The organism is Streptomyces sp. NPDC091280 (genome assembly GCF_044768565.1).
Taxonomy (GTDB): Bacteria; Actinomycetota; Actinomycetes; order Streptomycetales; family Streptomycetaceae; genus Streptomyces.
This window is the reverse complement of the sequence record NZ_JBIVUZ010000002.1, coordinates 380,911-406,205: the sequence shown is the minus strand read 5'-3', so window position 1 is coordinate 406,205 and position 25,295 is coordinate 380,911. Positions and strand designations below refer to the sequence as shown.

The 25,295-nt window shown below is 71.9% G+C and carries 14 protein-coding genes; 2 read left to right on the top strand and 12 right to left on the bottom strand.

The genetic code is table 11. The features are described 5' to 3' along the window. From ACIQPR_RS08370 to ACIQPR_RS08330, 9 genes are all read right to left on the bottom strand, one after another. The gene (locus ACIQPR_RS08370) at positions 1 to 1,536 is read right to left on the bottom strand and encodes a right-handed parallel beta-helix repeat-containing protein (RefSeq protein ID WP_403643865.1); all 1,536 of its coding nucleotides are present in this window, start codon (positions 1,534 to 1,536) and stop codon (positions 1 to 3) included. Continuing rightward, positions 1,533 to 3,503, bottom strand: coding sequence for an alginate lyase family protein (locus ACIQPR_RS08365; RefSeq protein WP_403643864.1), 1,971 nt, complete (start codon positions 3,501 to 3,503; stop codon positions 1,533 to 1,535). The genes ACIQPR_RS08370 and ACIQPR_RS08365 overlap by 4 nt, the downstream gene beginning before the upstream one ends. Next, on the bottom strand, positions 3,500 to 5,692 hold the full coding sequence (locus tag ACIQPR_RS08360; RefSeq protein ID WP_403643861.1) for a bi-domain-containing oxidoreductase: 2,193 nt from the start codon (positions 5,690 to 5,692) through the stop codon (positions 3,500 to 3,502). Before ACIQPR_RS08360 ends, ACIQPR_RS08365 begins: the two co-directional genes overlap by 4 nt. A 15-nt stretch (positions 5,693 to 5,707) precedes the next feature. Next, a complete protein-coding gene (asnB, locus tag ACIQPR_RS08355) occupies positions 5,708 to 7,642 on the bottom strand; it encodes an asparagine synthase (glutamine-hydrolyzing) (protein WP_403643858.1) in 1,935 nt (644 codons plus the stop codon). A 3-nt stretch (positions 7,643 to 7,645) separates the two neighbouring features. Next, complete coding sequence (locus tag ACIQPR_RS08350) at positions 7,646 to 9,199, bottom strand: Wzz/FepE/Etk N-terminal domain-containing protein (protein WP_403643855.1); 1,554 nt, start codon at positions 9,197 to 9,199, stop codon at positions 7,646 to 7,648. Further along, positions 9,196 to 10,566, bottom strand: coding sequence for a Wzz/FepE/Etk N-terminal domain-containing protein (locus ACIQPR_RS08345; protein WP_403643852.1), 1,371 nt, complete (start codon positions 10,564 to 10,566; stop codon positions 9,196 to 9,198). The genes ACIQPR_RS08350 and ACIQPR_RS08345 overlap by 4 nt, the downstream gene beginning before the upstream one ends. Further along, positions 10,563 to 11,828, bottom strand: a complete 1,266-nt coding sequence (locus ACIQPR_RS08340; RefSeq protein WP_403643850.1) for a glycosyltransferase family 4 protein — start codon at positions 11,826 to 11,828, stop codon at positions 10,563 to 10,565. Before ACIQPR_RS08340 ends, ACIQPR_RS08345 begins: the two co-directional genes overlap by 4 nt. Continuing rightward, positions 11,818 to 13,134, bottom strand: coding sequence for a nucleotide sugar dehydrogenase (locus ACIQPR_RS08335; protein WP_403643847.1), 1,317 nt, complete (start codon positions 13,132 to 13,134; stop codon positions 11,818 to 11,820). The genes ACIQPR_RS08340 and ACIQPR_RS08335 overlap by 11 nt, the downstream gene beginning before the upstream one ends. Before the next feature lie 70 nt (positions 13,135 to 13,204). Beyond that, positions 13,205 to 14,704, bottom strand: coding sequence for a sugar transferase (locus ACIQPR_RS08330; protein ID WP_403643844.1), 1,500 nt, complete (start codon positions 14,702 to 14,704; stop codon positions 13,205 to 13,207). A 1,300-nt stretch (positions 14,705 to 16,004) separates the two neighbouring features. Here ACIQPR_RS08330 and ACIQPR_RS08325 point away from each other — a divergent pair. After that, positions 16,005 to 16,802, top strand: coding sequence for a terpene synthase family protein (locus ACIQPR_RS08325; protein ID WP_403643841.1), 798 nt, complete (start codon positions 16,005 to 16,007; stop codon positions 16,800 to 16,802). 39 nt (positions 16,803 to 16,841) lie between these two features. Here the strand turns inward: ACIQPR_RS08325 and ACIQPR_RS08320 are convergent, their stop codons facing one another. Genes ACIQPR_RS08320 through ACIQPR_RS08310 form a run of 3 tightly spaced genes read right to left on the bottom strand, consistent with a single transcriptional unit; the run spans position 16,842 to position 23,445 of the window. Next, positions 16,842 to 18,089, bottom strand: a complete 1,248-nt coding sequence (locus ACIQPR_RS08320; protein WP_403643838.1) for a cytochrome P450 — start codon at positions 18,087 to 18,089, stop codon at positions 16,842 to 16,844. Beyond that, positions 18,086 to 21,583, bottom strand: coding sequence for an alpha/beta fold hydrolase (locus ACIQPR_RS08315; RefSeq protein WP_403643835.1), 3,498 nt, complete (start codon positions 21,581 to 21,583; stop codon positions 18,086 to 18,088). The genes ACIQPR_RS08320 and ACIQPR_RS08315 overlap by 4 nt, the downstream gene beginning before the upstream one ends. Further along, complete coding sequence (locus ACIQPR_RS08310; RefSeq protein WP_403643833.1) at positions 21,580 to 23,445, bottom strand: fatty acyl-AMP ligase; 1,866 nt, start codon at positions 23,443 to 23,445, stop codon at positions 21,580 to 21,582. Before ACIQPR_RS08310 ends, ACIQPR_RS08315 begins: the two co-directional genes overlap by 4 nt. Positions 23,446 to 23,957: 512 nt before the next feature. On the opposite strand from ACIQPR_RS08310, the gene ACIQPR_RS08305 reads away from it, so the two are divergent. Then, positions 23,958 to 25,286, top strand: a complete 1,329-nt coding sequence (locus ACIQPR_RS08305) for a glycosyltransferase (protein WP_403643830.1) — start codon at positions 23,958 to 23,960, stop codon at positions 25,284 to 25,286. The last annotated feature ends 9 nt before the right edge of the window (positions 25,287 to 25,295 follow it).

Here is a 25,295-nt window from a genome sequence, read left to right as displayed (position 1 = left end):
TCAGCCACCGGCCCGGAGGTCGAGGGTGCTGCCCTTGTCCTGCTGGTACGGCGCCGTCTGCCACTGCCCGAAGTCGAGCACCCGGCTCTGGTCCTCGGCGACGAACTTCCACGGCCCGACGTAGACGTTGTCGTGCCAGCTGTTGTGCTGCTTCTCGGTGATGGCGTCGGCCACCCCTTCGCCGTGGTACGGCGACCAGTCCGGGTAGGTGCCGTAGTTGGACAGCACCGCCATGCGGTCGCACATCTGCGTGCACTTGACGACGGACTCGTCGAGCACGAAGCGGTTGTCGTGGATGTCGACCCACTGGGTCTTCCACCGGCAGTCGGAGAAGAGCGGCGCCTTGGTGATCCCCGGCCGCACACAGCTGCTCGTCTTCTTCACCAGCAGGGTGCAGTCGCCGGAGGAGGTGTTGGCGGGGCTGTTGCAGAACCGGTCGGCGTTCTCCCACAGGGTGATCCCGGACCAGTTGTCCTCCAGCACGTTGCCGTAGATGTCGATCTTGTGGGTGCGGGCCGGGACCCGGGGTTCGCCGCCCGACTCGGACACGTAGATCGTCGCGTACGGGAAGGTGTCGCCGCTGTCGGCCGCCTTGCGGCCCTCGACCCAGTTGTTGCGCCGGATCGTGTTGTCCCGGATGACCGCGTTGTAGCTGGTCTCGTAGATCAGCGCGGCGCCGTCGTTGGCCTCGATCACGTTGTTCTCGATGCGGAAGTCGTTGTCGTTGGTGTCCGCCCACAGCCCGGTGCCCCGGTTGTCGTGCACCCAGTTCCCGCTGATGTCGGCGCCGTCGACCTCCCAGAACTTGATGCCGCCGGTGCAGCCGCAGCCCTTCTGCTTCCGCTCCCAGTCGCCGGTGTTGTTGCCGACGATCTCGTTGCCCTGGACCACCAGGCCGGTGATCCGGCCGTTGCCCTTGTAGGCGTTCATGCCGTACTGGCCGTTGTCGCGCAGGCAGTCGGCGCGGACCTGCTGGCGGGCACCGGCCATCAGTCCGGCGCCCGTGTTGTTCTGGATCGTGGAGTGTTCGACGATCCATCCGTCGGCCGAGTCGTGGTTGACGACGCCCTCGTCCTGCGGTGCGACGAACCCCTGCACGGTCAGATAGCGGATGGTGACGTCGGGGGCGCTGCCGGTGAAGGCGTACTGGTTGACCTTCCGGCCGTCGAGCACCGCGCCGGGCGCGCCGAGGTAGCGGTCCCCCTTCTTCGGGATGACCTGGGCGTAGCGGTCCCGCTCCAGCCGGTGGGTGCCCGGCTTGAGCCAGAACGTGGTGTTCGGGGGGCTGTTCTTGGTCTTCGCGGCCAGATCGCCGACCACCGAGGGGTCGACGGTGACCGCGCCCGCCGGTGCCTTGGCCGGTCCGGCGGCGGGCTTGGCGCACACCCGGGCCACCGTCCGGGCGGCGGACGTGGCCGTGGACGGCGCGGCGGAGGGCTTCGTCGAGGCCGGGGCGCTCGACGCGCTGTCGCAGCCGGTCGCCGTCAGCAGGATCAGTGCCAGCGGTGCCACCGCCCGCGCCCAATGGTGTCTCATGTGCCGCACGCGTCCCCCTGGCCGCGGAACCCGAGCACGGTGGTGAAGCCGCCCGTGCCGTCGGCGGATCCGGTGCCGATCAGCGTGGTGGTGGGTTCCTTGCGCCCGAATCCGGCGGAGTACCAGCCCAGCGGCGGTTCGCTCTCGCCGCGGTGCGCCCGCCAGGACAGCTCCTCGGGCAGGTCGAGCACCGCGGACCGCCCCTCGCCGTCCCGGATCCAGGTGAGCACCGCGCGGTGTCCCACCAGGTCGGCGGCGATCTCGGGACCGAGATGGAACGCCAGCCGTACGTCCCGGCGCGGGCCGCCGCGCACCTCGTCGACGATCCTCAACTCCTGGCTCTCCGAGGTCAGTTCCACCCTGCGGCGGTGCACGGAGCCCTGGTAGCCGTCGTGCTCGGCGGCCCAACGGGCCACCCCGGCACCGGAGTCGGCCACGTCCAGGACGCGGGTGCGGGCGTGCCGGGTCCACAGGAACGGGCCGCCGGAGACCGACTGGTCGGCGCCGTCCAGCTGAAGGGTGTTGTGGCCGAGGGTCGAGCGGAAGTACCGCCGCCACTCGGGCTGCCCGTGGTAGCAGTACGTCCCCGGGTCCGCGAGCACGTCGACGCCGTCGTGCCGGACCTCCACGGACAGCGCGTCGGCGTGGGCGTGCGCGGCGATGGACAGGAAGCCGTGCGGGCCTCCGTCGCAGCGGCACCAGATCCCGCCCGGACCGCGCAGCAGGGTGAGTCCCGCGTCGGCGAAGCGGTCCGGCCTGCTCGCCGGGCGGGCGGTCGCGTCCTTCGGGTACGGCCTGATGAGCGCGGCCAGCAGCGGGGTGCGCACATCGGTGGCCCGCACCTGCGGCCACCAGTCGAGCCGGCCGAACACCGCTTCGCCGGTGGCCAGCAGCGAGGCCCAGCGGTCGGTGCCCGCGCCGTCCACGATCAGACCGAACCCGTCGTCCGCGTCCCCCTGGCGGGGCGGTCGCAGCCGGTCGTCCACGACGGCGGCCAGCGCGTCGGTCATCCGCAGCAGCACCAGCCGCAGCGCGGCGGGGACCGAAACGCCGGAGGCGTCGGCCTCGGCCAGCGCGGCCAGGCCGAGTTCCAGCACGAGTCCGTGGTACTCGGTGGCCAGCTCGCGGTTGAGGCCGGAGCCGAAGGTGTTGGCGCGCAGCTGCCGCTCCAGCGAGCGCAGCGCGTCGGAGCGCCAGCGCGCCGACGCGGGGAACCAGTCGAACGCGCAGGCCGCGGCGAACTGCCCGGCGGTCTCGGCGATGACGTGGTTGTTCGCGGAGGAACCGCGGCTGGGGAAGGCGGCGAGCCAGCGCTGGTGGTGCCAGATCTGGTTCAGGGCGACCGGGTTGTCCTCGAACAGCTCGGCCGCGCCCGGCCAGCCGTCGAGCAGCCGGCGGATCCACACCCAGGACAGCAGCCGGATGCCCAGCTCGATGCCGCTGATCCAGTGCACCCCGCGCAGCGGCGGGTTCGCCGCCCACCAGGACCGCAGGTGCGCGGCGACGCGCTCGGCGTACCGCTCGTCCCCGGTGACCGCGTAGGCGGCGGCGAGCACGGTGAGGTACTGGTGCCGGGACGGCTCCCAGATCTGCTTGATGTCCCCGGCCACGTCCTCGTCGCGGTACGGCACGTCGAAGGCGTGGCCGGAGGGGGCCCGGCGCCCGGTCTTCGGGTCGTAGGACCAGTCCGGGTCGGTCATGTCGTCGCGGTCCACGCCGAAGAACTCGGCGTGCCCGGCCATGAGCCGGTCCGCCTCGGCGACGAGCCGTTTCACGGCGTCCGGCGCCACCTCGGCGACCGTGCCCGCGGGCAGGACGGCGGTGAAGCGGGCGCCGGTCACGCTCGGGCCGTCGGGCGGCGCTGCCCGCCAGCGCCGTCGGCGCAGGGTGTCGGCGGCCCGGCCCGCGATCTCGCGCGGGCCCATCCGGGAGAGGCGGCGCAGGTACCAGCCCGCGCTCATGGTCATGGTGTCCTCGCCAGCGTCACCGGCGCGCCGCCGGCCAGTCCGGTGTGCACGGCGAGGGTGGCGGCCGTGGTGGCGACCAGCGACTCCAGCGGCACCGGCATCGGCCCGCCGGTCCGAACGGCCTTGATGAACGCGGCGAGTTCGGCGTTCTGCCCCTTGTCCCGGGCCTTGGGCAGCCGTGAACTGACCCACTTCTTACGGCCGTACACACTGGCGCGGACGAAGTCGTCGAGCCGCAGCACCTTGCCGTCGGCGACCAGGTCGAGGGTCTCCTTGGGGAAGCCGGGGGCGCCGGTGGTGACGTAGGCGATGGTGGCGGTGGAGCCGTCCGGGTAGCGCAGGACGACCTGGAGGTCCTCGTTGCCGGGCGCGGCGCTCGCGTACACGGAGACCGGGTCGGCGTCCAGGAGCCAGCTCGCCGTGTCGATGAAGTGGCCGCCCTCACCGGCGAACCGCGAGCCCTCGGCGTCCTGCTGGAGGTACCAGCTGCCGTGCTGGAGCTTGCCCGCGTTGACGAGGTAGCGCAGGTTCGCCGGGCCGGTGCGGGCGCCGAACCGCTCCTTGGCCTCCTGGAGCAGGGGGGCGAAGCGGCGGTTGAAGCCGACCTGGAGGCGGTCGTTGCCGGACTCCTCCACCGCCGCGAGCACGCCGGCGAGTTCGTCCTCGGTGAGCGCGAGGGGCTTCTCCACGAACACGGTCTTGCCGGCCAGCAGTGCCTGGCGGGTGAGTTCGGCGTGCGAGCTGTGCCGGGTGACGACGAACACCGCGTCGATCGACTTGTCGCCGAGGACGGCGTCGAGGTCGGTGGTCGCCTGCGCGAAGCCGAACTTGCGCTGCGCGTTGGCCCCGGAGAGCGCGGTCGTGGTGACGACCGTCGACAGTTCGACGCCCTCGCGCCGGGTCAGGTGCGGCAGCAGCATCGACGTCGCGTAGTTGCCCGCGCCGACGAACGCCAGACGCACCGGAGTCTTCGCGGACCGGGCCGGGGTGGCCGTCCTCTCGGCGCGGCGGACCGCGGGCACGGCCACCGTCGGGGCCGGCGTCTCCTCCGCCGCCTCTTCCGCCTGCCCGGGGTAGCGGAACAGCACGGCCACGGCCTTGAGTTCGCCGTCCTTCAGACGCCGGTACGTCTCCACGGCGTCGTCGAAGTCGGCGATGTGGGAGACCAGCGGGTCCACGTCGACGCGGCCCCGGGCGACCAGGTCGAGGAAGCAGGCCAGGTTGCGGCGCTCGGTCCAGCGGACGTAGCCGATCGGGTAGTCGCGGCCCTCCAGCTCGTAGGACGGGTCGTAGCGGCCGGGGCCGTAGGAGCGCGAGAAGCGGACGTCGAGTTCCTTCTCGTAGTACGCGTTCCACGGCAGGTCCAGGCGGCACTTGCCGATGTCGACGACCCGGCCGCGGTCCCGGGCGAGCCGGGCGGCCAGCTCGACGGGCTGGTTGCTGCCGCCGCCGGCGGCCAGGAAGACCTGGTCCACGCCGTGGCCGTCGGTGAGTTCGGCGACGGCCGACTCCACGGCGGCCGAGGCGGGGTCGCCGCAGGCCGCGGCGCCCAGCCGCTCGGCGAGTTCGCAGCGCGCCGGGTCCGGGTCGGCGCCGACCACGCGGACCCCGGCGGCGGTGAGGAGCTGCACGACCAGCTGGCCGATCAGGCCGAGGCCGATGACGAGGGCGACCTCGCCGAGCTGGGGCTCGCCCTGGCGGACGCCCTGCATGGCGATCGAACCGACCGTGCCGAAGGCCGCGTGCTGCGGCGCGAGCCCGTCGGGGACGGGGGCGTAGAGGTTCTTCGGGACCCAGTTCAGCTCGGCGTGCAGGGCGTGTTCGTTGCCCGCGCAGGCCACCAGATCGCCGACCTTCACGTCGTCGATCCCGGCGCCGACCTGTTCGACCACCCCGCACAGCGAATAGCCCAGCGGGGTGTAGGAGTCCAGCTTGCCCATCACCTTGCGGTAGGTGGCGGGCAGCCCGTTGGTGGCCACGCTCTGCATGACCTTGGCCACCTGGTCCGGGCGGGAGCGGGCCTTGCCCAGCATCGACATGCCGGCCTCGGACACCTTCATCAGCTCGGTGCCGGTGGATATCAGCGAGTAGGCGCTGCGCACCAGCACCCCGCCCGGCTTGCACCCCGGTACCGGAACGTCGAGCACCGCCAGCTCGCCGCTCTTGTAGTTCTGTACAACCTGCTTCACCAGAACTCCTGTTTTCTAAGCCGTCGTCCGAGCGCTCTGGGCGGAGCCAGAGGTCGCGTCGCGATACCAGTACTCAAGGGTCAGTACGTGCCACAGGTGCTTGGAGTAGTCCGCCTGTCCGGCGGCGTCCTCGGCGACCATCCGGGCCAGCGCGTCCCGGCGCAGCAGCCCGGAGCGGACCAGCTCGCCGTCGTTGACCACCTCGCGCACCAGCGGTGCCAGGTCCCGGCTCATCCAGGCCCGCAGCGGGGCGCTGAACAGGCCCTTGGGCCGGTACACGATCTCCCGGGGCAGGATCGAGGTGGCCGCCTCCTTGAGGACGGCCTTGCCCTGGCGTCCGACGATCTTGCGGCTGCCGGGCACGGCGAACGCCGCCCTGACCACCTCGATGTCGACGTACGGCACCCGGACCTCGGTGGACGCGGCCATGCTGGAGCGGTCCGTGTAGGCGAGGTTCAGGCCCGGCAGGAACATGCGGGCGTCGGTCAGGCACATGCGGTTGACGAAGTCGTCCAGGTCGTTGTCCTGGTAGACGTCCGTGTGCTCGGTGATCACGTCGTCGACCGTCCCGGCCAGGTCCGGGTCGAGCAGCGCCAGCAGCTCGGCCTGGTCGTACATGGTGTAGCTGCGCCGGAACGCGGTCTCCTCCGGCAGATCGGCGAAGGACAGGAACCGCTTCGCGAAGCGCACCGAGCGGTAGCCGCGGCTGGCCGAGGCGACCGGCAGCCGGTCCACCACCCCGGACACCCCGCGCCGCAGCGGTCGCGGGACCCGCTGGTAGCGCAGCGCGAGCAGATTGGCGAAGTGCTTGCGGTACCCGGCGAACAGCTCGTCGGCGCCCATCCCCGAGAGCATCACCTTGACCCCGGCCTCCCGGGCGGCCGTGCAGATCAGGTAGGTGTTGATCGCGGCGGGGTCGCCGATCGGCTCGTCCAGGCTGTACGTCATCTGCGGCAGCAGGTCGAGGACGTTCGGGGCGATCTCGATCTCGTGCAGGTCGACGCCGTACCGCTCGGCGACCTGGCGGGCGTAGCGCAGGTCGTCGGGCATCGCCTCGAACTTGGCGTCCTCGGCGCGGAATCCGATCGTGTAGGCGGAGATCCCGGGCTGGTGGCGGGCGGCCAGCGCGGTGAGGTAGCTGGAGTCGAGGCCGCCGGAGAGGAACGTCGCCACCGGCACGTCGGAGATGAGGTGGCGGCGGGTCGACTCCTCGACGACGGCGGCGAGGTCGGGCTGTTCGCCGGCCAGGGCCCGTTCCCGGCCCTCGGCGGCGACGTCCTTCAGGTTCCAGAAGCTGCCGCGCTCCACCCGGCCGTCGGGCCGGACGCGCAGCCAGCTGCCCGGCGGCAGCTTCTCCGCCTCCCGGAACGCGCAGCGGGAGTCCGGCACCCAGTAGTAGAGGAGGGAGGCGACCAGTGCCGCGTTGTCCACCTCGAGGGACTTGCCGGTCGCGGCGGCGAGCGCCTTGAGCTCGGAGGCGAACATCAGGCCCTCGCCGCGCCGGATCAGGAACAGCGGCTTGATGCCCAACTGGTCGCGGACGAGGACCAGTTCGCCGGTGCGCTCGTCGAAGACGCCGAACGCGAACATGCCGCGCAGCCGGGGCAGGCAGTCGGTGCCCCAGCGCCGCCACGCCTCCAGCAGCACCTCGGTGTCGGAGGTGCCGCGGAAGCGCACGCCGGTGGCCTCCAGTTCGGCCCGGAGTTCGGGCGCGTTGTACAGCTCGCCGTTGTAGGTCAGGGCGAGGCCGTCCGAGACCATCGGCTGGGCGCCGGTCTCGGACAGGTCGACGATGGCCAGCCTGCGGTGCCCGAGCTGCACCTCGCCGTCGCCCAGCGGGTGACCGTAGCGGCCCGAGCCGTCCGGGCCGCGGTGGGCGAGGGTGTCGGTGAGCCGGTCGGTGACGGCCTTGCCGTCGGGCCAGCGGTATGTGCCCGCGATGCCACACACGTCCTACCTCACCTCCTGGTCGTTGTCGGGGACCCGTGCGGTCCGTATCGGCTGCCGTTCGGTGAGCCGCCGGGCCTCCCCCACCGCCTGAGCGGCGTGGGCGCCGCCCGCGCCGTGCTGGCGGGCCGGGCGCTCGGTCCGGCCGCGCAGCGCGTTGGCCAGCCCGTCCCACAGCGTGCCGTCGGTGCGGTCGCGCGGATCGGGGTCGATCAGCACCACGCCGACGACCGGGATGCCCTGGTCCGCGAGCTGCCGGGCCACGGTGTGCAGCCAGGAGGCGCTGCCGTGCCCGGCCCGTACGACGAGGACGGTGCGGGTGCCGAGGTAGTGGAGGTCGGTCCACGCGGTGCCGGGTGCCACCGAGCCGACGCCGATCCGCAGGTCCTGCGGGGACACGGCCGTGGCGTGTTCGCCGCCGACCACGGTGGGGTCGCCCGGCTTCGGCCGGTGGCCCGAGAGCTGGGTGCCGGGGAGGCCGTCGAGGACGGTCACCGGCCCGTCCTCGCCCAGGGTCCGGGCGAGACCGAGGGCGAGCACGGCGGTGCTGCGCGCGCAGCCCAGTTCCAGCAGCGACAGCGGTTCGGGCGCGCCGCGCGCGGTGCGGGCCAGGGTGGTGGTGAGGCGTTCGCGGGCCACCCGGGTCCGCTTGCGCTGCCACAACCTGCCGGAGCGGCGGGGCAGTTCGGCGATGACCGAGGCGCCGAGGTTCGCCGCGATGTCCCGGCGCAGCACGGGCCGGTCCGCGACGACCACGCCCACGGCGGCCAGCGCGAGCCCGAGGAAGAGCCCGAGGACGAGTCCGACCACGGCGTCGGTGACCAGGGCCTTGGGCAGGGAGTGCGCCACCGCGCGCGGGGCGTCCACGATCTGCGTGCCCGCCACGAGCTGGGGTGCGCCGACCCGGGCCTCCTCGGCGCGCTGGCCGAAGTCGGAGATCTGCGAGGTGAGTTCGGCCCGCCGGGCGAAGAGCGACTCCAGGTTCGCCGCGTCCGTCGGGTCGGTGTCGGGCGACCGGCCGCCGATCGTCTTGTTGACGTCGGCGAGTTCCGACTGCATCCGGGCGCGCTGGTCGAGCAGGCCCTGCGCGTTGGCGTTCGCGATGTCCTGGATGCGCTTGGCGTGGTCGGCGACGAACGCCTTGGCCAGTGCCTGGGCGCGGGCCACCGCCTCCGCGTCGGTCTTGCCGGTCACCTCGATCTCAAGGATGTTGTTGGTCAGTCCGGTGCCCCGGTAGTCCTTCATGAAGTCCGCGGGTTTCTCCGGGGACTTGAGGATCTTCAGGGCCTGGCCGGCGATCCGCGAGGTCGCCAGCAGCTGGGCGTCGGTGCGGATCAGCGTTCCGGTGTCGTTGGGCTGGTCCTCCTGGTGCGCGACCAGCACCTTGGTCACCGCGGCCGGGGCCGGCGGCATCAGGACCGCCACGGCGGCGCCGGCCAGCATCCCCAGGAGCGCCATGGCGCCCCACAGGCGGCGGCGTCTGCGCACCGCGACCACCAGCGCCTGGAGGTCGAGGAGCGGGCCGGCGGCCGACGACTCCGAAGTCGTGCTCGTCGTCACGCTGGATCTCCTGTCGCGCGGCCATGGACCGCGAACGTCAAAGTGGCGTCGTCGGAAAGTCGGTCGGCGGTCTCCGTCGGCCGGGTGCGGACGGTGCCGGCGACGACGACGCCGACGAGCTCGTGCCCGCCGTCCGCGCACGCCCCGGCGATGCCGCCGAGTTCGGCGGCGGTCCAGTCGCCCGCGCTGAGGACGACGAGGGCACCGGACTCGGTCTCGCGGTCGGGCACGATCGGCCGGTCCACCGAGACCTCCACGATCCGCAGGCGGGGGTCGCCGGTGGCCTCGGCGACGAGCTGTCCGGCGGCCAGCCGGGCGACCTCGTCGCCTTCCGGTACGACGACCAACAGCCTGCGAGGGGCGGGGAGTTGCTCGCGCAGACGGGTGCAGACGCGGCGGTAGCGGATCCGCCGCTCGGCCTCGTCGCCGGAGTGCAGGGGGGCCGGTGCGTCCCACGGGACGTCGGTGCCGAGCAGCCGGCTGAGCCGGGCGCGGGCGCCGTGGCTCTCGGTCCGGCGCCCGGGCCGTTCGCCGGGCACGTCGACGCTGCCGAGGATCGGCGAGCCGAGCGCGGCGGCGATCTCCGGTTCGCCGCGCAGCCGCCGGCTCACCCGGGCGGCGGCGAGATGGCCGACGACCGCGAGCAGGAAGAACAGCAGGGCTCCGCCGGCGATGAGCTGCGTCCTGGTCGGCGCCGCGGCACCGGTGGGCGCGGGGGCCGGTCCCATGACGACCATGCTGGCCTTGGCGGCGGCCGGGTTGGCCTCCTCCAGCTTCTTCATGGCGTCCTGAAGACTGGTGCGCAGGCCTTCCAGTTCGGTGCGGGCCTGCACGCCCTCCACGGTCTGCCCCGGATTCGCCGCGTCGGCCAGATCGGTGATACGGCGGTTGGTCTCGGCCACCTGCTTGCGCAGCGCCTCCGTCGCCGTGTCCGCCGCGGGGTCGGTGCTGCCGCCCGCGATACGGGTGGCGAAGGTGACGAACTGCTGCGCCAGCTGGTCGGAGAGCCGCTGCGCGCGCGCCGGGGTGTCGGCCGTACCGGACACCTTGATGATGTTCCCGTCGTCCGCCTTGGCGCTCACGTCCTTCTGCAACGCGGGGCCGTTCACGCCCTTCCAGTCGAGCGCGGCGGCGACCCGGTCGACCACCGCCGAACTGGTGGCGATGTCCACCTGGGTCAGGAGTTCGCGGTCCTCCCACTGGCCCGGCAGCAGCACCGACGCCTCTGCCGTGTAGCGCGGCGGGAGCAGCAGCACCGAGGTGCCGTAGCCGAAGAGCGCGCCCACTACGGCGAGGACGGCCAGCAGCCGCCATCGCCGACGGAGAATCCGTCCGATCGTGACCAGGCGGATCGTGTCCTCATTCAATGGTGCGGCCTCTTCCCCTTACGGACCGGCCCACCCGCGGACACCGGGGCTCGGCCCCGGCAGGCGGCGGTGTAGGCGGCGAGCAGTGACGCTTGCGAGTTCTCCCAGGACAGCGGTCCACCGATCCGCTCCTGGCCGGTCTTCCCCATCCGGGCCCGCTTCTCGGGGTCGTCGAGGAGCAGCGCGACGAGCTTGGCGAACTGGGCCTCGTCGTTGGCGGGCGCGTAGAGGGCGGCGTCGGCGGCGGAGACGCGTGCTTCCCGGAGGTCGAAGGAGACGATGGGGCGTCCCATCGCCATGTACTCCAGGACCTTGTTCATGGTCGACACGTCGTTGAGCGGATTGTGCGGGTCGGGCGAGAGGCACACGTCGGCGGTGCACAGGTAGCGCACCAGGTCGGCGTCCGGGATGCGTCCGGTGAACTGCACCTGGTCGGAGAGACCGAGCTGTCCGGACAGTTCCACCATCGCGTCGAAGGCGTCACCGGCGCCGACGAAGACCGCGTGCCAGTCGCTGCGGCCGACCTCGTCGCGCAGTTTCGCCAGGGCCCGCAGGGCGTAGTCGACGCCGTCCTGGGGGCCCATGACGCCGAGGTAGCACAGCAGATGGGGCTTGCCGCGCTTCAACTCCGGCTCCGGGGGCACCGGTTGGAAGCGGTCGGTGGCGGGCGCGCTGCGCACCACGAAGACGTCCTCGGGGCGCCGGCCGCCGCGGCGCACCGCGACGTCCTTGTAGCTCTCGTTGGTGGCGAGCACGATGTCCGCGGCCCGGTAGGTGCGCCGTTCCAGCGCGCACACGGCGCGGTAGAGCAGGTCCTCGCCGCGGTCGAAGCGGGAGAGGTACAGCTCGGGCACCAGGTCGTGCTGGTCGAAGACGAACCGCGCGCCGCGCCGCTTCATCCACAGGGCGGGCAGGAACAGCAGGTCGGGCGGGTTGCAGGCGTGGACCACGTCGACCGGGCCGACCTTGCGGGCCAGCCGGAGCGTGTGCCACAGCGCCGTCGAGTACTCGCGCAGATAGCCGGCCGGTCCTCCGGTGGCGGCGCGGAGCGGGTAGCGGTGGATGCGCACCCCGTCGATCACCGCCTCGGCCTCGGTGTCCCGCTTCTCCCCCCGGGGGCAGATGACGTGGACCTCCCAGCCCGCGTCGCGCAGCGTGGTGCACTCCTGCCACACCCGTCGGTCGAAGGGGACCGACAGGTTCTCCACCAGGATCAGCGCGCGACGGTTCGTGCCGTCGCCGCCGGTCTCGTTACCAAGCAAGGCCCATGTATCCCGGTTCGGTCCGGCGCGCGTCGGCGTCGGGAAGGCGGATGAGGTCGATGATCGCCGGGTCGCCCGTGTGGGGCAGCGCCGACAGTACGGAGGGGTCCTTGGTGCCCACCAGGCACACCTCGGCGTGCTCCAGCACCTCGTCGACGGAGTCGGCGAGGAGTTGCGCGAGGTGCGGCAGGCGGCTCTCGATGTACTCGCGGTTGGCGCCGAGCAGCCGGGAGAGGCTCACGTTCGCGTCGTAGATCTTGAGGTCGTAGCCCTTGCCGAAGAGCCGTTCGGCGAGTTCGACGAGCGGGCTCTCGCGGAGGTCGTCGGTGCCGGGCTTGAAGGAGAGCCCGAACAGGCCCACCTTGCGCTTGCCGGCGCGTTCGACGAGGTCCACCGCGCGCTGGAGGTGGTCGGAGTTGGAGGCCAGTACGTGGGAGAGGATGGGCACCGAGACGTCGGCCCGCTGTGCCGCGTGGACCAGGCTGCGCAGGTCCTTGGGCAGGCAGGAGCCGCCGAAGGCGAAGCCGGGCCGCAGATAGGCGGGGCTGATGTTCAGCTTGCGGTCGGCGAGGAAGACGTCCATCACCTGGTGCGAGTCCACGCCGAGGGCCTGGCACACGGCGCCCAGTTCGTTGGCGAAGCCGATCTTGAGGCCGTGGAAGGCGTTGTCGGCGTACTTGATGGCCTCGGCGGTCGGGATCGGCACCCGGAACACCTCGCCGGGCAGGCCCTCGTAGAGCGCGGCGACCTCGTCGCCGCTGGTCTGGTCGAGTTGGCCGATGACGGTCTTCGGCGGGTCGAAGAAGTCCTTGACGCTGGTGCCCTCGCGCAGGAACTCCGGGTTGACCGCGACTCCGAAGTCGACCCCGGCGGTGCCGCCGACGTGCTTCTCCAGGATCGGCACCAGCAGGTCGAGGCAGGTGCCGGGGAGCATGGTGCTGCGGAAGACGACGGTCTGGCGTCCGCCGCGTTCGGCGAGCGCGGCGCCGATCTCCTCGGTGACCCGCTCCAAGTAGGTCGTGCACAGGCTGCCGTTGGGCTCCGACGGGGTGCCCACGCAGATCAGTGATATCTCGCTGTGCGCGATGGCCTCGCGGACGTCGTCGGTGGCGCGCAGCGCTCCGGTCCGCACGACCTCGGCGATCAGGTCGCCGATACGTTCCTCCACCACGGGCGCCTTGCCGTCGTTGACCAGGTCGACCTTGACCCGGTTGACGTCCACCCCGATGACCTCGTGGCCCATGCCGGCCAGGCACGCGGCCGACACACAGCCCACGTAGCCGAGCCCGAAGACGCTGACTCTCATGACCGCTCTCTCCCCCCACGCAGGCCCCTGCGGCCTGCGGTCCGCGCGCCGGTCGGACGACCCGCGCGCATCAGTACGCCCCCTGGCCGTGGATCACGGCACGCAAGGTCTTCCACAAGATCACCGTGTCCAGGGCGAGCGACCAGTCCTCCACGTAGCGCAGGTCGAGCCGGACGGCCTCGTCCCACGGCAGGTCGCTGCGTCCGCTGATCTGCCACAGACCGGTGAGGCCGGGCTTGACCAGCAGCCGTCTTCGGATGTCCGGGTCGTAGGCGGCGGACTCCTCCGGCAGCGGGGGCCGGGGGCCGACGAGCGACATCGATCCGGTCAACACGTTGAAGAGCTGCGGGAGTTCGTCGATCGAGTACCGGCGCAGCACGGTACCGACCCGGGTCACCCGCGGGTCCCGGCGGACCTTGAACAGCAGGCCCGCGCCCTCGTTGCGGTCGGCGAGCGCGGCGCGCGCGCTGTGGGCGTCGGCGACCATGCTGCGGAACTTCAGCATCGTGAACTCGCGGCCGTCCTTGCCGACCCGGCGCTGGCGGTAGAACACCCCGCCCCGGCTGTCCATCAGCACGAACAGCGCGACCAGGATCATCAGCGGCGCGAACGCGATCAGCAGGATTGCGGAGCCCATCCGGTCGACGACCCCCTTGATGGCCCGGCGACCGCCGGTGAAGGTCGGCATGCTGACCCGCAGCAGCGGTATCCCGAGCACCGCGTCGACGTGCAGCCGCGGGCCGGCCACCTCCATCAGCACGGGGGCCACGATCATCTCGGCGTCGCTGCCTTCGAGGTTCCAGGCCAGCCGCTGCAAGCGGTCCGGTGACCAGTGCGGGTCCGGTGTGACCGCGACGACCCGGTAGCCGTCGTGGCGGACGTGCTTGGCGACGTCCTCCAGCATGCCGATGACCGGCACTCCGTCCAACTGGTCGCCGTCCAGGCCGCCTTGGTCGCCGTCGACACCGCGGCCGTCCGTCGTGCACACGGCCTCCACGCGCCAGCCGAGGTGCGGGAACTTGCGGGTGCGGCTGATCAGGTCGCGCACGGTCGCCGGGCTCCCGGCCGCGAGCACCGGTCTCAGGCAGCGTCCTTCGTTGCGCTGCCGGTGCAGCCAGAGGCGGAGCACATAGCGCTCCGTCATGGTGACGATCGCTATCGCGGGGATCGCGACGAAGATCCAGAGCTTGATGTTGCGCGAGGTCAGCGCGATCCCGCCGAGTGCCAGGACGACGGTCGCGGTGAACAGCGAGCGTCCCAACCGGCGGAACTCCTCGGCTCCCTGGCCGAGCACGGCGGGCGACCACGAGCGGCTCACGGCGAGGGCGCCGAGCACCAGCACCTGGGTGCCGAAGGCGAGAATGCCCCATTTCTCATGCCAGTTGGCCGCGTCCCGGGCCCCGAAGAAGTCACCGATCGACGCCACCACACAGGCGGTGGCCACGGTGTCGCTGAAGATCACGGTACGTCTGTACCGCTGCTCCCATTCGATCGCGGGCTGTCCGATCGCCCCGTCCGCCAGACGCCCGCGCGCCGACGGAAAAGGGCCGACTATTCCCCCCTGCCGCACAGAACCCCCCAAGGTCCCCAGTGGTGTTGACGTGGTCGCCGCACACTGTCACTCGCCTGCGGTCGGCCCCCGCCGCCCGCACTGCAACTCCCCCCGCGGAAGCTCTCGCTCCGCTGTTCCCCCTCGGGAAGCACACGCCCCCGGCGCGTGGCCCCCCGGCCGTGTCAGGACTTCGCGAGCGCCTCACCCTGGCGACACCGGACCCGCAGGCCCCACCAGACCCCTGAAGCGCACGGGAACCCGTCGCGACGTCGAATGTCCTCCATGCCCCAAGCCCCCCTCGGGCCAACAGGATTGATCACCCCCAGGTCCGACGAGAGAGGCACAACCGCTGGCCATCCGCATCACCGGACACATAGATCATCTTTTGTCGCCCGGTGTCACACCGTGCGAAGCAAGGTCAATCTAGACCATGTGTGCCCGCCTGGAGAGAGGTCTGTGTGGAATTCGTGCACAACATTTGACACCGAGTCGATAGATCCGTGACTGCCCACAGGTGCCTCAGCGACGGAAAACCCGCCGTGCGCCCAGTGTCTGCGGGCGTTCTCCGGACCGTTGGCACTGGCAACCGAAGTTGTCCGGAAGTGACCGCCACCGCAAGAAAGAGGACGTCAACGCTCCGGATACGACACGGTCGCGGACGCCCGCACGAGGTGCGCGGGCGACGAGCGGCCCACCCCGGGTGCCGGCCGGGCTCCGGGCCACGGGCTCGGGGCTCCGGCAGTTCAAGAACGCAAAAGGCCACCGTCCCGAGCGAGGTCGGCGGTACGGAGGTCCGGGAGCAGGGGGCAGGGGCCGGGCCGGGTGGACTCGTCGTCGGTCAGGCGGCGGACCTCGACCGTGAACGCGCGCAGCGGTGGGCCCAGTCGCCGACGGACACAGGCGCATACGGCGCTCCGGAAGCACGTGGGCGGCACGCCGTCCGGATCACGTGCCCCCGCACGCTCGTGTTCTCGGCACGGCAACCGGAAATGACAACTTCAGAAGCACGAGCGGATCCCCCCACCGCCTCCTCGATTCCACCGTCCCAGCCGAGCCACGCCCACCCGTTTCCCGCGCATCGCACGCACCGCACGCACGGAATCGTTTCGAGGTGAAGACGTTGACGAACCCCACATCCTCAAAACCCACCGGACCCTGTCACGACGGGGCCGTAGACATGTTCATGCCGTTCACGCCGTACGGCTCGAATCCCTTTCTCCCGGCAGCGGAAGACGGGATGTGGAACTGGATCGACCGACTCGGACTCGCCGAGGACACCGCCCGACGGCAGCGGCTCCGCCATGCGCGGGCCGGCCTCATGGCGGCGCTCGTCAGCCCCACCTGCGACGCCGAGCGGCTGACCTGGCTGGCCTGCTGGACCGCATTCGGATTCCTCGTCGACGACGAGCTCGATGACGGGCCGCTCGGACGCGACCTGGCCCGATGCCAGAGTCTGATCGGAGACCTGACGAGCGTGCTGGACGGACGGCCGGACAACCAGCCGGCTGACGGCGGGGCACTCCGGCGGGCGATGGACGACCTGTGGCACCGGATCGTCCCCGGGCGTTCGCTCGGCTGGATCCGCTCGGCCCGGATGAATGCCGGTGCCTGGCTGTCCACGTACTCCGCGGAGACCGCGGACCGGGTCGCCGACAGGCTTCCCGGCGTCGCCGAATACCGGCTCCACCGGCGCGACTCGGTCGCCGGTCTCCTCTACATGGACCTCGTGGAGGCGATGATCGAGATCGATCTGCCGGAAACGGTCCGCCAACTGCCCCAGTGGCAGGCTCTTCGGGCCTTCGCCGCCGACCATGTCGGCCTCTGCAACGACATCTATTCCGCCAGGAAGGAAAGCGACGCCGGATACGGCCACAACATGGTCGCGCTGATCCGAGCAGACCAGAACTGCGACATCCGGTCGGCCGCTCACCGAGCCAACGCGATGGCCACCGGATACATGCGGGAATTCCTCGACGCGGAAACACAACTCCTCGCCGGCACCGGCCTGCCCCCGGACACGCGCGTCGACGCGGCCCACTGCGCGCGGGCATATCGCGCGATCATCCGCGGCAACTTCGACTATCACCTGGCGGCCCCGAGGTATCGGGACCGCTAGGCCGGGTGCCGAAAGACAGGGTCCGTGTCGTGGGCGCGCTCAGAGTCGGACGCGGAGTTCGCGCAGGCCGCGCAGGCCCGTCCGCTCCCGCCAGCGCGGTTCCGCCGCGAGTCGGAGGTGCGGGTGGCGGCGGAGCAGTGCGGTGAAGGCGACGGTCGCCTCCATGCGGGCGAGCGGTGCGCCGACGCAGAAGTGCGCGCCGCCGCTCAGCGCCAGGTGCCGGTTGTCCCGGCGGGCGATGTCGAAGCGGTCCGGGTCCGGGAAGCGCTCCGGGTCCCGGTTGGCCGCGCCGAGGCTGAGCACCAGCCGGGCGCCGCGCGGCACGCGCACCCCGTGCAGGTCGAGGTCGGTCAGGGCGCGCCGTCCCACGGCCTGGGCGGGGCCGTCGTAGCGGAGCATCTCCTCGACCGCCGGGGGCACCAGGTCCGGGCCGGACGAGCGCAGCAGCTCCAGTTGGTCGGGGTGGCGCAGCAGCGCGAGCATGCCGTTGGCGATCATGTTGGCGGTGGTCTCGTGCCCGGCGACGACCAACAGGGCGGCGGTGGAGAGGAGTTCGTCGGAGCTGAGCCGGTCGCCCTCGGTCTCGGCGCGGATCAGTCCGCTGAGGATGTCCTCGCCCGGCGCCCGCCGGCGTTCGGCGACCAGGTCCCGGAAGTACGCCACGATCCGGCGCCGGCCGCGCAGTCCGCGGGCGACCGTCTCGGGGGTGACGACGGGGTCGACGAGGTGGGCCATGTCCTCGGACCAGTCGCGTACGTCGTCGCGGTCGGCCTCGGGCACGCCGAGCATCTCGCAGATGACCGCCAGGGGCAGCGGATAGGCGAAGTCCGCGACGAAGTCGCCCTCGCCCGTCCCCCAGTCGTCCAGCAGCCGGTCGGTGATCCGCTCGATCCGCTCGTGCAGGTAGGCGATGGACCGGGGGGTGAACACCTTGTTGACGAGGGCGCGCAGCCGGGTGTGGCCGGGCGGGTCCATGAGGATCATGGACGGGGTGTCGCCGCCCGCCATCCGCTCGGTGTGCGCCTCGCCGCCGCCGTCGGAGGCGGTGCCACCCCGGTTGGCGCCCCCGTTGCCGCCTCCGTTGCCGCCCCCGTTGTCGGCGCCGAGCCGGGGGTCGCGCAGCAGCGTGTGCACGTCCGCGTGGCGGGTGAGGAACCAGAAGCCGGGCGGGTTCCAGTGCACGGGGTCGGTCTCGCGCAGGGTGCGGTAGAGGGGGTAGGGGTCGGCCTGGACGGCGGGGTCGGTCGGGTCGTAGTGCGGGACGGTGGGTGACGGCGCTCCGGTCATCCGGCACGCTCCAGGCCGATGCGGGTGGCCTCGGCGACGGCCTTCAGATGGGGTCGCATGAAGAGCGTGAAGTGGTTGCCGGTGACGGGGATGACGGACAGGTCGCCCAGGTCGACGGCGTCCCAGCCGTTCGGCGCCTCGAAGTGCATCTGGACGCGGTGGTCCTGCGGGGTCAGCGGTGCGAATCCGGCCTCCGGCTTGACCAGGACCACGGACAGGTCCGAGGGCAGCGGCTCGTAGAGCGCGAAGGCGCGCAGGCCCGCCTGGTAGGTGGCCACCAGGTCGACGAGGTGGGTCTCGTACGACTCCGGGTCGCGGGCCCCGAGCGCGCGGGCGATCTCCGCGCCCTGTTCGTCGAGGGGCCGGGACCGGTCGACACCGCAGCCGCAGGCGTCCAGGGCCAGGCAGACCATGTGCCGCAGCGCCAGCAGTTCCTCCACGGCACGCAGGTCGTCGTCGGCGGGCGCGCCCCGGCCGGGCAGCGGTACGTAGGTGTCGTACAGGACGACCCGGTGGACCGGCTCGCCGCGCTCCCGCAGCTGCCGTGCCGCCTCGTAGGCGATCATCCCGCCGAGGGAGTGACCGCCGAGGAGGTACGGGCCGTGCGGCTGGACGCGTTGGATCTCGTCGGCGAAGAGGGTCGCCAGCTCCTCCAGGTCGTCGAGGGGTTCCTCCTTGCCGTTCAGGCCCGGGGCCTCGAAGGCGTAGCAGGGGCGGGCGTCGCCCAGCGCGCGGGCCAGTGAGGTCAGATAGAGCGCGGAGCCGCCGATGCCGCCCGCGCAGAAGAAGGGGCGGGGCGAGTTCAGCGGGAGCAGGTGGCCGGGCGGCGGAGCGGGGTGCTCGGCGACGGGGGTCTCGGGTTCCGCGAGGTGGCGGGCTGCCGCGTCGATGGTGGGTACCTCCAGGAACAGGGTGTGCGGGATGCGGTATCCGAGCCAGTCGGAGAGCCGCGCCTGGAGCGCCGCGACGGACAGCGACTCCAGGGCGTAGTCCTCCAGCGGCCGGGAGGTGTCCAACTCGGCTTCCGGCAGCCGCAGTTCGGCCGCGATATGGGTGACCAGCCAGTCGCGTACGACGGCTGCGGTCGGGCCTTCGGCGGGCGCGGGCGTCCGCCGGGGCGGGGCGGCGGCTGTGGTGCGGTGCGGGGTCGCGAAGTGCCGGCGGGCCAGCTCCTGGGCCTGGGCGACCACGCACTCGACCAGTTCGAAGGAGGGCAGACCGCCCGCGTAGTAGGTGCGGTGGCGGCCCTGCATCGCCTCCAGGCGGTCCAGGGCGCCGGCGCTCAGGTCGGCGCTGCCGAAGTGCGGCATGAACGACCATGTCCGGTGCAGGTGTGTCTCCTTGAGCCGGCCGCCGAGGGCCGCGATGTCGTCCCGCAGCCGCTCGGAGACGTCGTCGGAGGCGTCGTCGCAGGTGTCCTCGGGGGCGCCGTAGGAGTAGAAGGTGTGGACGTCGCTGTCCGGGTAGCGGTGGTGGTAGGCGACGCAGTGGCCGGTGGCGGTGCTGCTGTCGTTGTGCTGCTTGAGGAAGTGGAAGGCGGAGTCCGGCAGGCCCGCGGCGGTGGCGACGGTCGTGCGGTAGGCGTTGTTCCTGATGCGGGAGGCGAGGGCGCGTTCGTCCTCGGTGGCGTCCAGGACCGGCAGCATCCGGTCCAGGGCGACGGTGAGCACCAGGTCGTCGGCCTCGATCAACTCCCTGTCCGTACGCACCCGTACACCGTCCGCGTGCCGCTCGACCGCCTCGATACGCACCCCGAGCCGCAGGTCCCGCAGCTCCTCGGCGACCCGGCGCCACAGGGTGGCGAAGCCGCCCTTGACGGTGAACGCGCCCGGATGGCCCAGGAGTTCGGGCTTGTTGCCCAACAGGCCCGTCATCTCCGCGTACTTGACGAAGTACAGGGCGGGCACGCCGTCGTCGAGGTAGCCGTAGCCGGCCGCCGTGAAGCCGGTGCCGAAGGACGCGGCCATGGACTCCAGGCCGTGTTGGGCCAGCCACTCCCGTACGGGGGCGGCGAGCGCCTTCGCGGAGTGCGCGAGCCCCGGCTCGCCGATGCGCGGGAACTCCCGTTCGCGCAGGGCCTGGTAGCGGCGGAAGGCGTCGGTGCGGAAGAAGGAGGTGTCCTGCGGGGCCGTGGTGCCGCGCTCGGTGTCGAGGATCCGGTACGGCGTGGTCGGCTCGGTCGACACGCCCAGTTCGGTGGCCAGTTCGGCGACCCGCTCGTACTCGGTGGTGCAGATGTGGCCGCCGAGGTCGTAGGCGTGGCCGTCGATCTCGACGCTCTCGCACTTGCCGGCCACCGACTCCGCGGCCTCCAGGACGGTGACCCGGTGCCCGGCCCGCTCCAGTTCGCGGGCGATCGTCAGGCCGCTCGGCCCGGCGCCGACGACGACGGTCCGGCGCTTGGCCAGGCGCGGCCCGCCGCGCTTGCGGATCGGCGTCAACAGCCGTGTCAGCTCGGGTGGTTGGCGTTCGCCGCGGCGGGCGTGGGAGGCGGCCTGGTAGATCAGCGCCCGCAGGTGGCCCAGGGAGGCGGTGGTGTACGGCGAGCGGGCGAGGGCGATGCCGAGGTCGGGCGGGGCGAGGCCGGGGTCGAAGGCGATCCGGTCGACGGTTTCGTCGTCGGCGGGGGTGTCCAGGCGCAGGTCGCCGAGGTCGAACCAGGGGCAGCGGTCCTCGGGCCAGGCGCGGGCCGGGTCGAGGGCGGTCGCGGTGGTGAGCGGGGTGCCGTCCAGGGGGTGGAGCTGGGCCTGGAGGACGCTGCGGACTCCGGTGGTGCGGAGGCGGGTGCGCAACTCCTCGCGCAGGAAGGCGGGTTCGCGGGTGTCGCCGGGCGGGCGGGGGATCTCGTTCGGCGCGTCCGGCGGCCACCACCGGTCGCCGTGGTCGAAGTCGCCCCGCACCAGCGGCTCTTCGGCGGGGTGGACGCGGAAACGGATGAGCCACTGGCGGCCGTCGGCGGCGACGAACCCCTGGGGTACCTGGGAGTGGAAGTCGTAGGTGGCGTAGGAGCCCGCGGTCCTGATGTTGTTCCAGATGACGGACCGGACCTCGGGCTTCTCGGCGATGACGTCGGCCCGTTCCTCGGGGGTGCCGAAGCTGCGGCGGAAGGTCTCGGCGGTGGAGGCGAAGAAGGTGGGGCCGGTGTTGAAGGTGAGGTCGAGCAGTCCGGTCCCGCCCTCCAGCAGCCGCAGCGTGAGGCCGCGGACCGTCGGCTTGACGTCGTCGGTGCCCACGGAGTTGCTGTAGCGGGCGAGGACGGGGAAGCGGCGGCCGGGGCGCAGGAAGCCGTGGGCGGGCAGGTGCGGGGGGTCGAGGAGGGTGAGGGTGCCGCGGGCCGCGGTGGAGGTGGCGTGGAAGAAGCGGTCGCGGCGGCCGGCGGAGGCCACGGTGAGCGCGGACATGTCGATCAGGACGCGCCGGAAGTCGTCGTCGACCTCGTACATCCGCGGGTCGCGGGGGCCGGTCGCCAGGAGCAGGCCGTTGTGGGGGGTCATGAGGGTCCCTCGGTGGACTGGCTGAAGGTCTCGTTGCTCTGCACCGACACCAGGAGGGTGCCGGGCTCACGGTCGATCTCGCCGCTCAGCAGGGCCGCCTTGCACATCCGGCGCCGCACCTTGCCGCTGGTGGTCTTGCGAACCAGGCCGGGCCGGCCCAGGGCGACGGTGTGGCAGGAGAGGTGGTGGTCGGCGTAGACGAACTTGCGGACGCTCGCGCAGATCTCGGCGGCGAGGTCGGCGTCCATCCGCTTGCGGCCGGTCTCGGCGAGGACGACCAGGCGTTCGGTGTCGTCGTCGCCGGGCACGTCCCCGGGGAAGGTCTCGTCGGGGCCGAGGGCGAAGGCCACGATGCCGCCGGGCCGTATGTCCGGGTGGCACTCCCGGACGCTGTCCTCGATGTCGGAGGGGTAGACGTTGCGGCCCCGGATGATGATCAGGTCCTTGATGCGGCCGGTCATGAAGAGCTGGCCCTCGTGCAGGAAGCCGAGGTCGCCGGTGCGCAGGTACTCGGTCGGGTCGTCCTCGCCGGTGACGGTGGCGTGGAAGAGCTCGCGGGTCGCCTCGGGGCGGTCCCAGTAGCCGGCGGCGGTGGTGGACGAGCGCACCCAGATCTCACCGACCCGCGCGGACGGGGCGGGAGTCGCGGTCTCCGGGTCGACGATACGGATGCGGTCCCCCGGCTTGCTGGAGAAGCCGCAGCCGTGGAACTCGACGTGACCGCCGAGGTCGGGGGCGCCCTCCTCGACGGGTACGACGTCTCCTTGCGCCAGCGCCTGCTTGTCGAGCCGCAGCACGCCCTGGCCCCGGTTGGTGACGCTCGCGGTGTTCTCGGCGAGGCCGTAGGCGCCGTAGAAGACGTCGGGGCGGACCTTGGTGACGGCGAAGGCGTCGAGGAAGGCGCGGATGGTGCGGGTGCGGATCGGTTCGGCGGCGGTGATGGCCATCTCCAGGGCGGAGAGGTCCCAGCCCGCGCGCGTCTCGGGGGTGGTTTTGCGGACCGCGAGGTCGTAGGCGAAGTTCGGTGCCGAGGTGATGGTGGCCCGGACCCGGGACATGACGTCGAGCCAGATCGAGGGTCGTTGCAGGAAGGTGAGCGGCGACAGGATGTGGGTCGTGGAGTTGCCGATGGCGGTGCTGAGGATGACGTTGATCAGGCCCATGTCGTGGTACTGCGGGAGCCAGAAGACGCCTCTGGTGTCGTCGTTCAGGCGCAGGTCGACCACGTTGGCGGCGATCTCGTGGACGAGGTTGCCGTGGGTGACCATGACGCCCTTGGGTGTTCCGGTGGACCCGGAGGTGTACTGGAGGAACGCGGTCTCGGCCGGGTCGGCGGGCCGGTACCAGGCGTCGGGGTCGCAGTCGGTCCGGCCCCGGCGGGCGGGGCGGCGGTCGGTGCGGTACCAGGGGATGCGCGGCCAGTCGTGTGCGGCGCGGCCCAGCAGCCGGCCGACCGAGGAGGCCCGGCGGCTGCGGTCGAACAGGCCGTTGGTGAGGGCGGCCTTGGCGCCGGAGCTCTCGACGACGGCGTTGAAACCGGCCAGGTCCCGGGTGAGCCGGAACGGGTTCGGGGGGTAGACGGGCACCGGCAGGACACCGGCCGCCAGGCAGCCCATGAAGGCCTTCACGAAGTCCAGCGAGGGCGGATAGACCAGCACCGCGCGGTCACCGGGGGCCAGGCCCCATGAGGTCAGGGAGCCGGCGACGGCGTCGACCGCCTCGGTGAGTTCTCCCGCGCGGAGCGTCTCGGCGTCCTCGCCGTCGTCGTCGACAAAGGTGAAAAGAAGCCTGTCCGGATCCTTTTCATAGAGATCCCGCAGGGCGGAGAGCAGGGAATTTCGCTGTGCGGTGACAAACGTCATCGGGCCGTCCTGTGAGGGCGAAAACCAAAAGACTGATCACGCCGGCGAAAAGTCAGCCAGGCGTTTCTGCACGAACAAAAACCTACGGGTGGTCCAGTCCATTGTCAACGGGGACCGGAACGACCCGCTCCGCCCCTTTGAGCTGCTTTTTCATCGGCATTCCGGACATTGGGTGCACTCTATACAAGCCATCGGCCCGCCTTTCCCTGTGTGTTTCCCAAGAAAGCAGACGAGTTCTCCGGAGCGCATCCAGACAGCCTCTCCGAGGACATCGGGCAGCTTTCCCCGCGTACCCGCCGTCAATTTTCATGGCTTTTCTTTTGTCGTTGCCACGACGCGTGTAAACAGCGGGTGACAATTCGCGGCGGAGGTTTGCGCCGACCCCGGACGCGGCACACGCGTCGTCGGTTCCCGTCGCAGGGTGTGGCTCGTCCCACTACGCCGGAATCGAACCCCGGCGGGCCACCCCTCGTGTTGGCGTCACGTTCCGACGCACGAAAGGTGACCACGACATGAAGGCTCTGCGCATCGTCCTGATGACCCACGGCACCCGCGGCGACGTCCAGCCGCTGGTCGCCCTGGGTCGGGAGCTCGTCCGGCGCGGGCACTCACCTGTCCTCGCGGCCCCGGCCCACTCCGCCGACATGGTGCGCGCGGCCGGCCTGCCGCTGGAGGAACTCCCGGTGGACTGGCGGGAGTTCCTGTCCCGCCCGGCACACGAGTGGAGCTGGATGACCTCCGGCGACAGCGCGGAGTTCCTGGCCGGACTGCGTACGGTGATGGCGGCCCACACCGGCGACATCGCCCGCACCCTGTACCGGGTCTGCGAGGGCGCCGACCTGATCGTCTCCGGCTCGCTCACCGAGGACCTGGCGGTGCTGATCGCCGAGGCCCGCCGGATCCCGCCGGTCCTGCTGCACCTGTTCCCGGTGCGGCCCAACCACGCCGTGCCGAACCCGTTCGTGACCGGCGAGGCGTCCGCGGTCCCGGACCGCAACTGGCGGACGCACGTGGACTACGAGCGCGCCTCGTGGAAACTGCGCCGTGAGGGCGTCAACAAGCTGCGCGAGGCCTTCGGGCTGGCGCCGACGGACCTGTCGACCCCGCTGCGCGCCCGGATGCTCGGCGCCCTGGAGATCCAGGGCTACAGCAGGCTCCTGGTGCCCGGCATCGAATGGCCCTCGTACCGGCCGTTCGCCGGCTGGCTGGAACTCGCGGGCCAGGACCGGGCGCTGGCCGCGGAACACGGTCTGGACCCCGGCCTGGAGAGCTGGCTGGACGCGGGCGACGCACCCGCGTACTTCGGCTTCGGCAGCATGCCGGTGGCCGATCCGGCCGGGGTCCTCGCCACCATCGAGCGGGCCACCGGGGAGCTGGGGCTGCGTGCCGTGGTGACCGCCGGCTGGGCCGGGCTGCCCGCGGGCGCGGTCCGGGACCCGGCGCGGGTCCGGGTGGTGGACAGCGCGGACCACACCGCGCTGCTCCCCCGCTGCCGGCTCGCCGTGTACCACGGCGGCTCCGGGACCACCGGTGCCGTCGTCCGCGCGGGCATACCCGCCCTCGTCACCTCCGTGACGCTCGACCAGCCGATGTGGGGCGAGCTGGTCCGGCGGCGCGGTGTGGGGCTGCACCTGCCGCTGCACGGCCTGGACGCGGCCGGACTGCGGGGCGCGCTGGAGCGGTTGGCGGAACGCCGGGTGGTGAAGGCGGCCGGGGACCTCGGGCAGGCCGTACGCGCGGAGGGGGACGGGGTGGCCAGGGCCGCCGATCTGGCGCTCGCCTTCGCCCGGCGGGCCCGCAAGCCGCGGGTGCTGGCGCCGGGGGCCCGTTGCTCCGGGTGAGGCGGACGG